An 11273-nucleotide genomic window follows, 5' to 3' on the forward strand; every position below is an offset into this window, starting at 1 on the left:
GGCGGCCCCGACCTGCACCCGGAGCGACGCGCAGGGCCGGAGCGTCAGCGGAGGATGGCGAAGGCCGGCTATTTTGTTTCGCGCTGCAAAGCCCGAAGCCGGGGTCCCCGCGCGGCTTGCCGCGTGGGGTGGAAAGGGCGGCGGAAAATAGCCGGGCGCAGCCATTGCCGGTCGGGACCGCTTGCCGCCCCGATCGCCCTCTCAGAAGGCCGTGGTCGCGGCTCTTTCCGATGGCAGGTGGAGGGGCCCATAACCGATGCGAGACACCGGCCACGACCCTCACTTCACGTCCCCGCTTCGATCTATGCCGCCATCTGCATGAAGCGAGCGACGTCTTCCGGTGCGATCTGAACCCGCACCGCCGCCCGAAGCGCATCGATGCCGAGCGTGCGGAGATCTTCGTTGAAGTCCCCGAGCCGTGGCGACAGGGTGATCGCCTCGATCCCGACCGCCTGCGCCCGTTCGACCAGGCTCGCCATCGCGTTGTCACCGGCCAGATCGTCGTCGCGGGCAATGTAGAGCCGTCGCAGCGTCGCCGGGAACAGGATGGCGGCGAGATGTGCAGCCGAGAGCGCCGCCACCATCGGCATGTGGGGCAGAGTCATTCGCAGCGACAGCATGGTCTCGATGCCTTCCCCGGCCGCCATGACATGCGTCGCGCGGTCGAACCGGACGGCGTTCCCGAGAAGGTCTCCCATCGCCCGCCTCGGCGTGTCGATCGGCGCCTTGCGGCTTCCGTCAGGCGACAGCCAGGTGCGGTGCGCGCCGGTGATCCGGTTGTCGAGATCGGTGACGGACGCGATCATCGCCGGCCAGGTCTCGGTCGGGCTGTAGCTGTCCGGGCGATAGTAGCAGCGTGGATGGAAGCGCAGGGCTCCGGTTCCGTGCAAAGCCGTAATGCCGCGTTTGCGCAGATACGTCTCCACGATGGTGCCCGTAATCGGCTGCGACATGGAAACCAGCCGCCGTGCTGATTCCGGCGATCCCGCCGGTGCGGATGACGGCCGGGGCCGCGGCTGAGGGCCGGGCTCGGGTTGGGGCAGGCTGAGGAAACGTCGGGCCTCGTCGGCGACGTCCTTGAAGTCGAGCAGGCCACAGCTCTCGCGGATAACGTCGAGCAGATCGCCATGGTCGCCGGTGGCGGCGTCGGTCCATTTGCCGGCTGCGCCCTTGCCGGACTCGGTGCCCTTCAGCCGGACGAACATCGAGCGGCCTGGATTGTTCTGGACGTCGCCAACCAGCCAGTAGCGGCCTTCGCGCCGGCCGTTGGAGAGATATTCGCGGCAGACGGCCTCGGCGTTGCGGCCGAGACGTTGTGCAAGGTCGGAAGCGTCACGGGCCATTATACCGCCTCCCGTTCGGCGATCCGCGCGAGCGGATAGCGTTCGAGCACTTTCGCCAGAATGGCGGGGTCAGCGGCGTCGGTCGGCACGAACATGCGCAGCTTCCAAGAGATGATCTCGTGGAACAGGCCATAGGTGCGCAGGCGATCGCGCATCGTGTCGGTGAAGCCGGACAGTTCGATCCGGTTCACGCCCATGACACGGACCCTGCGAAGCTGGAGCCCTTCGGCGAGATCGAGGATCGTCTTGCCATCCATCAGCGCCGTGAAAGCGTCTTCGGGGCTCAAGGTGCTGCTGCCCGCTGCGGTCGCACCCGCGACCCACGCGGATGAGACGCGCCGGCCGACGATGCGTTCGCCGGTGTCGGTCTGGAGCCGATAGACGCGTGTCGATTCATTCGGCAGGCGCTTCCAGATTGGCAGCAGCAGCCCGGAGACGACGTGGATGATGCTGTCGGTAAACGTCGGCACCTCGGTCAGTTCCACCTCCCAGGCGCGAGCGAACACCTGGCGGTCGGCTTCGACCCAATGGGTCTGCGGCATCATCGCCAGCGGCATGGCGGGATGCTCCATCGGTCGGATGAGCCGGACGCGGCGTTCGACCTCGCCGTCGTCGAGCATCAGGCTGCTGGTCGGAACCTGCACGGCGGCGCGGCCCGACTGCCCATTGATGAGCAGCACCGCTCGGGGGTCGGTGAGGTGGTTCAGCGCTTCGTCGAGCGTGACCGGTCGGTTGCGCTCGCGCTGGGTGATGGTGAGAAGCCGGGTCTCGGCGGAGGTGCCCGGATGGGTGTAGATCGCCTGACGGTCGGTGACGACGAAGCTCTCGGCGGTCAGGGTCTCCAGCCCGACGTCATAGACGCCCGACGCGATAGCCCCCTCGATGCGAGACGACAGCAATTGTTCGAACGCCGTGAACAGGATGTTCTGCAATCGAATAGTGAGAGCCAGCAATCGGTTGAGGAAGGTCGTGATCGGCGGCAACTCGTCCTTGATGCCGCCCGAATCCATCAGCGACAGGCCGGTCGCATCCTCGAACATCTGCAGTGAGCAGCCCTCGACCTTGCCCCGCACCAGCAACAGGTAGAGCTGGCGCAGTGCGTCGCGGGCATAGTGGCTCTCCAGATTGTCCTCGGGCCTGAACAGGCCCTGGCCGCCGGTCTGGCGCTGGCCCTTGGTGATGGCGCCGAGCGTGTCGAGCCGACGGGCGATGGTCGAGAGGAAGCGCTTCTCGGCCTTGACGTTGGTCGCGATCGGCCGGAACAGCGGAGGTTGCTGCTGGTTCGTGCGATTGGTGCGACCGAGCCCCTGGATGGCGGCATCCGCCTTCCACCCTGCCTCGAGCAGATAGTGAACCCGCAGCCGGCGGTTCTTCGCCGACAGCTCGGCGTGATAACTGCGCCCGGTGCCACCTGCCTCCGAAAACACGAGGATGCGCTTGGCATCATCCATGAACGCCTGCGTCTCGGCGAGATTGGCGGAGCCGGCGCGGGTCTCGACCATCAGGCGGTCGACGCCACCGGCGCCGGTCTTGCGGATGATGCGGCGCGAGCGGCCCGTCACCTCGGCCACCAGGTCGGTGCCGAAGCGCTGGACGATCTGGTCGAGCGCGCCGGGAACCGGGGTCAGCGACGCCAACCGTTCGATCAATCGGTCACGCCGGGCGACAGCCTCGCGGCTCTCGATCGGTTGGCCGTCGCGATAGACCGGCCGCGATGACAGCTTGCCCTCGCTGTCGGTGAATGGCTCGTAGAGCTGCACCGGGAACGAATGGGCGAGATAGTCGAGGACATACTCCCGCGGCGTGATGTCGACCTGGACGTCGCCCCAATCTTCGGTCGGGATCTCGGCCAGACGCCGTTCCATTAGCGCCTCGCCGGTGGAAACGATCTGGATGACGGCGGCGTGGCCCTCCGCCAGATCGCGCTCGATCGACTGGATTAACGACGGTGTCTTCATGCTGGTGATCAGGTGGGAGAAAAACCGCTGCTTGGCGCCTTCGAAGGCCGACCGCGCGGCGGACTTGGCCTGCGCATTCAGGGTGCCGGTCGAGCCGGTGATGTTCGCCGCCTGCATCGCGGCATCGAGATTGTTGTGAATGATGCCGAACGCCCCGGCATAGGCGTCGTAGATGCGGACCTGCTCAGGCGTCAGCGTGTGCTCGAGCAACTCGTATTCGACACCTTCGTAGGAGAGCGAGCGGGCCGCATAGAGACCGAGCGCCCGGAGATCGCGCGCGAGCACCTCCATCGCCGCGACGCCGCCGGCCTCGATCGCCTCGACGAACTCGGCGCGGGTGGCGAAGGGAAAGTCCTCGCCGCCCCAGAGGCCGAGGCGCTGGGCATAGGCGAGATTGTGGACCGTTGTGGCGCCGGTCGCCGAGACGTAGACGATGCGTGCGTTGGGCAGGGCGTGCTGGAGCCGAAGGCCCGCGCGTCCCTGTTGCGAGGCGGCCTGGTCGCCGCGTTCTCCCTTGCCGCCGGCGGCGTTCTGCATGGCGTGGCTCTCGTCGAAGATGATCACTCCATCGAAGTCGGAGCCCAACCAGTCGACGATCTGTCGGACGCGCGAAACTCGTCCGTCGCGCGCGTCGGACCGCAGCGTGGCGTAGGTGGTGAATAGGACGCCTTCCGCCAGCCGGATCGGCGTGCCCTGGCGAAAACGCGAGAGCGGCGTGACCAGCAGACGCTCCATGCCGAGCGCCGACCAATCGCGTTGAGCATCCTCGATCAGCTTGTCGGACTTCGACACCCAGACGGCGCGGCGGCGGCCTTTCAGCCAGTTGTCGAGCAGGATGCCGGCGACCTGGCGGCCCTTGCCCGCGCCGGTGCCGTCGCCCAGGAACCAGCCGCGACGGAAGCGGACGGCGTTCTCGGCGTCGTCGCGCGCGGCCGAGACGAGGTCGAACGTCTCATCCACCGTCCATGATCCGGCAAGATGACCGGCATGGGACTCGCCTGCGTAGATGACGCTTTCGAGCTGGGCGTCGGACAGCAGGCCGTCGCTGACGACGACGGGTGGCAGGTGTGGCCGATAGGTCGGTGTCGGCGGCGCGACCGAGGCCATGGCCGCCGACTGCACCAGCTTTGTGGGGTGAACCTGAGAGCCGGGAATATGGATCGCCTGCAATCCGTATTCCTCATAAAGCGCCTCGGTGATCCGGCCATCCTCGACCGGCTTCCAGTCGACGGTCTCATAGGCGAGTTCGACGCCTTCTGGCTCCGCCGTTCGCGCTGTACCGGAGGACGGGCGCATCGCGCAGGCGCGCACGGTTCGAGGGATGGCCAAGCCGACAACCGGCGCCACGGTGGCGGCAACAGGCAGCCTCGACGGGACATGATCGGCGACCCAGCCGAGAAGCGTGGCGACGTCGGGTGCGACGCCCGGTGAAGTCGGGAACACGCTCGCATTGTCGGCCGGAGCCTTGTCGATCACGGTCAGGCGGGTGTCGATGGTGGTGCCGTGTTTGGCGTAGACCGCGCCATCGATCGCGGCCGAGAACACGACGCGCCCGCGCTCCTGCAGCCGAATGAAGGCGTCACGCCAGGAAGGGTTGTCGGGGGAAAAGCTCGCCCCGGTGATGGCGACGAGGCGGCCGCCATCGGCAAGGCGCGACAGGCTGGAGGCGACATGGCGCGAGGCGGCGTCCGCCATTCTGCCCTCGACATTGGCCATCACCGAGAACGGCGGGTTCATCAGCACAACGCTCGGCGTGACGCCGGCGTCGAGATGGTCGTCGATCTGCGCCGCGTCGAAGCGGGTGACGCCGATGTTCTGGAACAGGTGGCCGAGCAGCCCGGCGCGTGTCTCCGCCAGCTCGTTGAGGACAAGCGATCCACCGGCAAGCTCGGCCAGAATGGCGAGCAGGCCAGTGCCGGCCGAAGGCTCAAGCACGCGGTCGGCCGGTGTGATCGCGGCGGCAACGCTCGCCGCGAGTCCCAATGCGATCGGTGTCGAGAACTGCTGGAACGTCTGGCTCTCCTCGGAGCGGCGGGTGTGGGTGGGGAGAAGGCCCGCCAGCTTGCCGAGCATCGGCAGCATGGCGGTGGGCGACGCGGCTTTGGCGCGGATCGCCGGGCCAAACTTGCGCAGGAAGAGGACCGTCGCTGCCTCGCAGGCTTCGTAAGCGGTCTTCCAGTCCCAGGCGCCGGACGCGTCGGAGGCGCCGAAAGCGGTCTCCATCGCTTTACGCAGCATGGCTGCGTCGATGCGACGGCCCTGTTCGAGATTGGGGAGGATGAGCCGCGCGGCTGCAAGAATGCGAGCGGCGGGGTCAGCGTCGTCGAGCGCCGCGGGAAGGCGCGCGGCCGGAATGGCGGACGCGGCAGTGGAAGAAGTCGTCATGGTGTGAAGCCTCGGGAGAGCGGGGACGGATCGAACCGCGGGGCGCTCTCTCTCGACCCCGTCGGCTCAAACCCGTCCCGGCATCCCTCTTCCTCTCAGGCTGCGGCGCTGACGCCGCGCCACCACGCGATCCGCTCGTCGCGGCTGGCATTGGCGAGCCGCCGCAGCAGGTCGCCGTGGCAGGCCAGCGGCGCGCAGAAGCAGACGAGGTCGCTACCGCGCAGCTCGTCGAGCGCCCGTAGCAGATGATGCTGATCGGCAAGCCAGCGCTCGTGCTTGGCGATGACGGTGGCGCGATCGCTGTCGGGGCCGATGCGGAACGGATTGCTCCACTTGCTGCCCCGGCCGATGTAGACGGCCCCGGCAGGCACGCCGACCTCCCGTTTGTTCAAAACCCTGCACATCGCCGTCACCTCCTGATCCCGTTGCGGCGACCTGTCGGCCGGGCGCGGTCAGGCGGCGTCGGTCACGCGAGACCGGATGGGCGATGCGGTAACGGCTTGTCCGTTGACCGGCGTTGCGCCGCGTCCAGACAAGAGAGCCGTCATGGGATCGAAAGGGAGGCGAGCGTCAGGGCGAGAGCGATAAGCGGCGTGCCGACCCGAAGGCTATTTCTGTCGCGGGCGCATGGCGGTAGACTCGGGCCTTCATCGCAAGGCACGCGCTTCATCCTGCCCTCGGCCGAGTTGCGTCCGCGCCATCGAGATAAGGCCAGTCGCAAGGAGGCGGACTATGAAGGGTAGCGTGATCGCAATTGCCGTGGTGGCTCTGGTGGTGGGGTTCGCTGCTGGATTTGCTCTACGGCCCGTCCTTGCGCCGGCGGGAGTATCGGCAGCGGCAGCCGCCGGCGTTGCGCAGCCAACGGAAGAGGAAGCGATTGCGGCAGTTCGGCGTCATAAGCTGTTCACGGGCACGTCGCTTACCAGCGCGACGCTGAAACTCGGCGACTGCGCGCCGGGCGGCGTCGGGCCGGGCGTCACCTGCATGACGCAACTCACGATGGATGCCAGCAAGCCCAACGCGACGCCGCAGAACCGCCCCGTCGGCTTCGCCCGCGTCAATGGACAATGGGAGGTCGCGGTCTGGTAGCTGGTCAGCCGGGCGCGGCGCCGTTGATCTCGCCGGACGGCTCTGGTGGACGATAAGCGTCGTAGGGATTTCCGTCCGCGAGATGGCCGAACGGTGTGAACACATAGTCGCCGTCGTCCCGACCCACGGCACAGATGACATAGCGCGGCTCGCCGGTCACGGCGTCCGTGCATTTCATCAGGGCGAGACTGCCGTCTTCTGCCGCGCGCAGCAGCGTGTTGAAGTTGGCGCGGGCATGGTGGGGGATGCTCATGGTTTTCCTCCCTGTCCTGCGTCGAGCATCTCGGCGAGCCAGCGATGCGTGCTGATCCATGCAACGGTCTCGCCGGCGTCGAGATCGAGCACATGCGCGCCGCCTGCGAAGGCGTTGACGCGCGGGCGCGAGCAGGTGTTGGACCATTGAAAGCCCCAACGGCCGGTGAGGCCGAAGGTCTTGGCGCACACCAACACGAAGTCGATGACACGCTGGGGATCGCCAGTCGCCTCGTCCCGCATCCAGAGCTGTGTGCCGCCATGCTCCGGCTGGATCGAGAGAAGGAAGCCGTCGGATGGCGGGTCTTCCTCTGCGCCCTCCAAGGAAAGTGCATTGTAGAGATCGAGGGCGCGAGCAGCGTTGTCGGGTGTGCCGACATCGAGCAGGCACGAGAAATGGGTAAAGTAATCAGCCATCGGAGGGCTCCTGAAACGTCGAAAGCCCGGCTGATCCCTGTCACGCAGGGGGCCGGGCTTTCTGATCGATCTGGTGATGAAAACGAATGCGGAGCGACCGGAGCCGCCCCGCACAAGGCTACTCGGCCGCGATCATGCGGGTCGGGTCGTCGTCGGTCTCGACTGCCGCGTCCTCGTCATCGCTGGCGAGGAAGTCGGGCAACGCCCCGGTCTCGCCAGTCGGCGTATCGGCAGCGGTCTCGATGTCGGCCAGGCGCAGCGGCTCGGGCAGCCAGCCGGTGCCGTCGAGCAACCGTTCGGCCTCCCGCGCCATGTCGCCCTTCTTGAGGTGATCGATGAGCTGGGCCGACTGCTCGCCCTTCGCCTCGCGCACCGCCTCGAGAATGCGGGGCTTGGTGACACGGCTAAGATAGTTGTCGACGGTGGGCCGCCACCCGGCGTCGACCATGTCGAGACCAACGGCGCGGGCCAGGCGATCGGCGTGCTTCAGGCGGCGTTCGAGGCCGTGCTGCGAAAGCCCGGCGCCGCCGTAGCGGTCGACCTTCTCGTAGAGCGCGTTCACGCCGTAGGAGACGCAATGCGCGAGCAAGGCCGAGCGACTGGCGTCGTCGAGGCCGACCAGCCAATCCCACAGCGCATCCTCGTCGGCGGGCAGATCGGTCTTCCAGTCGTCCTGCCGCGCGGCGATGGCCTTTGCGGATGGGCTGTCCTTCAGGTCGGCGGCCTGAACGGAGAAGAAGACGTGCCGAACCGAGGCCTCCAGGCATCCACCCGAAGACGAAGTACGCTGGAAGGTGTCGAGCACCAGCTTGTGCAGCAGCGCCGTCAGAGCAACGTGCGGATTGGTGGCGAGGGCGTCGCGCAAGGCCAGCGTCCGATGTGCGGTCAGCTCGGTGACCAGACGCTCCGGCAGCGGCTTGATGACGTCGTCATCGTCGTCCTCCGGCTCGACCTGACCGCCGATGGTAATGATCGCGCGCTGGACCATTGGCGTTGACGGGGCGGATGCCTCGGGCGTCGCGCCCTCGGCTCCGGTATCGTCTTCGCCATCCACCGTGACCGGCGCCTCGTCCTCGGGGCGGACATAGCCGCGATCGACCGACAGCTTGCCGTCGCCGTCGATGCTGACGAACACGCCGGCACGGACGATGTCGCTCAGGTCGTAGATGAGAGGGCGATCGTCGAAGGCGGCCAGCGCCGTCTCGATCTCGCCAAGCCGTTCATCCGCTTCGTCCGGCAGCTCGTCGGCGCCTTCATACTCGGCTTCAAGCTTGGCGTATTCGGCGTTCAGCGCCTCGATCGTCGCCTTTTCCTCGACACGGAGATCGGCAGTCGTGCCGGACAGCTCGCGCAGGCCGTGGGCGTGTCCGTAGGGCGTCTCGACCGCGACCGAGATCCACTTCCAGCCCTCGGCGGCGATGGCCTCGGCCTCCACCTTCAGCTTGTCGGCGACCAGGCGGTCGAGGAGAGCGACATCCTCCAGCCAGCCGCCATCATCGTTCTGGAACAGGTCGCGCATGACGACGCCCCCGGCCTCGGCATAGGCGTCCAGGCCGACGAACTGCGCGCGCTTGTCGGAGGCGCGGACCGTCGTCTCCGTCAGCATGCGACGGATCTGATAGGCCTCCTTGCTATAGGAGCGCTGGACCACCTCCCAGACCTGTGCCTGACGGGCGTGGTCATGGGTGACGGTGAACGCCATCAGTTGCTCCAGCGTAATGCCGTCCTCGGCGTAGAGGTCGAGCAGGCTCGGAGCGACGGCGGCAAGGCGCAGACGCTGCTTCACGACATTGACCGGGACAAAGAAGGCCGCGGCGATGTCCTCCTCGGGCTGGCCCTTCTCGCGCATCGCCAGGAACGCCCGGAACTGGTCGAGGGGATGCAGAGCCACACGCTGGACGTTTTCCGCCAAGGAATCCTCCTCAGCCGAGGTGGCGGCGTCGGCGGCTTTCGGGATGCACGGCACGGGCGCGGTCTTGGCGAGACGCTTCTGCTTGACGAGGCGTTCGAGCGCCCGGTAGCGGCGACCGCCGGCCGGGACCTCGAACATGCCGGTCTCGGCGCCTTCGGCATCGAGCACCGGCCGGACGTTGAGGCCCTGAAGCAAGCCGCGCCGGGCGATGTCCTCGGACAGCTCCTCGATCGAGACGCCGGCCTTCACGCGCCGGACGTTGGACTGGCTGAGCACCAGCTTGTTGAAGGGAATGTCGCGCGAGGACGACAGGGTGATTTTCTGAACGACAGTAGCCATCGGGGTAGTCTCCGCGACGGGCGCCGAGAGACTCTCTCTCAGCCCTAAACCCGTCACGGAGCGAAGCGCCGCCCTCTTCCTCTAAGGGGGCAGCGCCACGGAACGGAATTGGGGACACGCGTGAAGCGCAAAGCCGGAGACACGGAAAACCGCATCCCCGGCTTCACGGAAATCAGGCCGCTCGGTCGAGCAGCTTCTTCGCCTTGCCCTCCATGTCGAGGCGGGCATCCTGATGGGGCTTGTCGCGCGCGAGGGCGGTGATGCCCTGCACGAAATCGAAGACGCTCTCGGGCGGGCGACCTTCTTCGGCCAGCACCGTGTCGATGATCTTGCCGGTCTCGGCCTTCGAGAAACCACGGCGGCGCAGGAAGTCGGTGCGATCCTCGTCACTGCGCGCCACGATCCGCTCCCGGGCCGCCTTGATGCCGTTGACGAAAGGCAGCGGTGAGGAATTGGCGAAGTTCGCCAGCGCTGGTGCCGCCTCATGAGCGAAGCGGTTGGCGGCATATTTGGAATGGCGGATGGTGATCTCCTCGAAATCCTCCACGCCCCAGAGATTTCGATTCTGGCAAACCGCGCGCAGATAGAAGCTCGCCATGCCAAGCGTCTTGGCGCCGACCTCGGAATTCCAGCAGTAGAAGCCCCGGAAGTAGAGATCCGGCGAGCCGTCCGGCAGACGGCCGGCCTCGATCGGGTTCAGGTCATCGACGAGGAAGAGGAAGACGTCGCGGTCCGAGGCGTAGAGCGTCGTGGTGTCCTTGGTGATGTCGATGCGCGGATTGTAGGTGCCGGTCGACCAATCGAGCACGCCGGGCACTTTCCAGCGTGTGTCGCCCGTGCCGTTGCCGGCAATGCGCTGCACGGCCTCGACCAGCTCGTGATCGTAGATGCGGCCGTAGTCCGGGCCGGTGACGGCGCGCAGTTCGATACGGCCGTTATCGGTTTCCAGCGTCTTGATCTGCTCCGCCCGATTGGACGTTAGGCCATATTGCAGGTTGATCGCGGCGAGCGGCGCGGGAAGCTGGCGTAGATAGGCTGCCGGCGCGCCGACCAGGCTCGCGAGTTGGCCGAAGCTCCAATGGGTCGGGGCGATGGGCGTATCCGTGCCGGGCAGGATTAGCGCCAGCCGTTCCGGGTCGCTGCGGTTCGCCTCGACATGGATGAGCGCGCTCTCCACTACGCGCGTCCGGCTGCGATCGGCGCGGTCACGGACGGCCCGCGCCAGCTCGGACAGCGACAGGTAGCGCTCGTCTGCGGGCCGGGAAAACCATTCCGACGAGACGCGGCCGATCCGGTCGCCGCGGCCGACATCCACTTTGTAGCCGCCGCTGGTGTCGCGGCGGGCCTCTAGAACTGAAACCTGAGTCATGGGACCAATCTCCATGACGGTCGCCGGAGAACTCTTCTCCAGCCCTCAACCCGTCACGGCAAAGCCGGTCCGTCCTCTTCCTCTCAAAGGGGCGTTGCGGGGCCTCCCGCAGAAGGGGTCGGCCGAGACGCAAGGCTCGGGCGCAGGGGAAGGCTTTCCCCAATATCTCGACTTCCAATCAGCTAGCGGCTGACTCCTAGTCCGCCGGT

Annotated in this window: 8 protein-coding genes; 1 reads left to right on the forward strand and 7 read right to left on the reverse strand. The window is 66.9% G+C overall.

Features of this window, described 5'->3' with window-relative positions; translation table 11 throughout:
• Nucleotides 1-302: 302 nt before the first annotated feature.
• The 3 genes from K9U41_RS00945 to K9U41_RS00955 all read right to left on the reverse strand — a co-directional run bounded on the left by K9U41_RS00945 (nt 303) and on the right by K9U41_RS00955 (nt 6090).
• On the reverse strand, nt 303-1343 hold the full coding sequence (locus tag K9U41_RS00945) for a DUF7146 domain-containing protein (RefSeq protein WP_282638973.1): 1041 nt from the start codon (nt 1341-1343) through the stop codon (nt 303-305).
• On the reverse strand, nt 1343-5686 hold the full coding sequence (locus K9U41_RS00950; protein ID WP_282638974.1) for a strawberry notch-like NTP hydrolase domain-containing protein: 4344 nt from the start codon (nt 5684-5686) through the stop codon (nt 1343-1345). Before K9U41_RS00950 ends, K9U41_RS00945 begins: the two co-directional genes overlap by 1 nt.
• Nucleotides 5687-5781: 95 nt before the next feature.
• Nucleotides 5782-6090, reverse strand: coding sequence for a DUF4326 domain-containing protein (locus K9U41_RS00955; protein ID WP_282639037.1), 309 nt, complete (start codon nt 6088-6090; stop codon nt 5782-5784).
• Between the two features lie 328 nt (nt 6091-6418).
• Between K9U41_RS00955 and K9U41_RS00960 the strand changes: the two genes are divergently transcribed.
• Nucleotides 6419-6775: a hypothetical protein gene (locus K9U41_RS00960; protein WP_282638975.1), complete on the forward strand. Its 357-nt coding sequence runs from the start codon at nt 6419-6421 to the stop codon at nt 6773-6775.
• Nucleotides 6776-6779: 4 nt separating this feature from the next.
• Here the strand turns inward: K9U41_RS00960 and K9U41_RS00965 are convergent, their stop codons facing one another.
• The 4 genes from K9U41_RS00965 to K9U41_RS00980 all read right to left on the reverse strand — a co-directional run bounded on the left by K9U41_RS00965 (nt 6780) and on the right by K9U41_RS00980 (nt 11079).
• Entirely contained in the window at nt 6780-7028 is a 249-nt protein-coding gene (locus K9U41_RS00965) for a DUF6117 family protein (RefSeq protein WP_282638976.1), read from the reverse strand.
• Entirely contained in the window at nt 7025-7444 is a 420-nt protein-coding gene (locus K9U41_RS00970) for a hypothetical protein (RefSeq protein ID WP_282638977.1), read from the reverse strand. Before K9U41_RS00970 ends, K9U41_RS00965 begins: the two co-directional genes overlap by 4 nt.
• Before the next feature lie 118 nt (nt 7445-7562).
• A complete protein-coding gene (locus tag K9U41_RS00975; RefSeq protein WP_282638978.1) occupies nt 7563-9695 on the reverse strand; it encodes a ParB/RepB/Spo0J family partition protein in 2133 nt (710 codons plus the stop codon).
• Nucleotides 9696-9867: 172 nt separating this feature from the next.
• A complete protein-coding gene (locus K9U41_RS00980; protein WP_282638979.1) occupies nt 9868-11079 on the reverse strand; it encodes a DUF932 domain-containing protein in 1212 nt (403 codons plus the stop codon).
• Nucleotides 11080-11273: the final 194 nt, after the last annotated feature.

The sequence above is a fragment of the Xanthobacter autotrophicus genome (assembly GCF_029991245.1).
Taxonomy (GTDB): Bacteria; Pseudomonadota; Alphaproteobacteria; order Rhizobiales; family Xanthobacteraceae; genus Xanthobacter; species Xanthobacter autotrophicus_C.

Excerpts from the sequence above, each read along its gene's own strand:
- K9U41_RS00980 (WP_282638979.1), bottom strand. The coding sequence starts at position 11,079 with ATGGAGATTGGTCCCATGACTCAGGTTTCAGTTCTAGAGGCCCGCCGC.
- K9U41_RS00950 (WP_282638974.1), bottom strand. The coding sequence starts at position 5,686 with ATGACGACTTCTTCCACTGCCGCGTCCGCCATTCCGGCCGCGCGCCTT.
- K9U41_RS00965 (WP_282638976.1), bottom strand. The coding sequence starts at position 7,028 with ATGAGCATCCCCCACCATGCCCGCGCCAACTTCAACACGCTGCTGCGC.
- K9U41_RS00970 (WP_282638977.1), bottom strand. The coding sequence starts at position 7,444 with ATGGCTGATTACTTTACCCATTTCTCGTGCCTGCTCGATGTCGGCACA.
- K9U41_RS00975 (WP_282638978.1), bottom strand. The coding sequence starts at position 9,695 with ATGGCTACTGTCGTTCAGAAAATCACCCTGTCGTCCTCGCGCGACATT.
- K9U41_RS00960 (WP_282638975.1), top strand. The coding sequence starts at position 6,419 with ATGAAGGGTAGCGTGATCGCAATTGCCGTGGTGGCTCTGGTGGTGGGG.
- K9U41_RS00945 (WP_282638973.1), bottom strand. The coding sequence starts at position 1,343 with ATGGCCCGTGACGCTTCCGACCTTGCACAACGTCTCGGCCGCAACGCC.
- K9U41_RS00955 (WP_282639037.1), bottom strand. The coding sequence starts at position 6,090 with ATGTGCAGGGTTTTGAACAAACGGGAGGTCGGCGTGCCTGCCGGGGCC.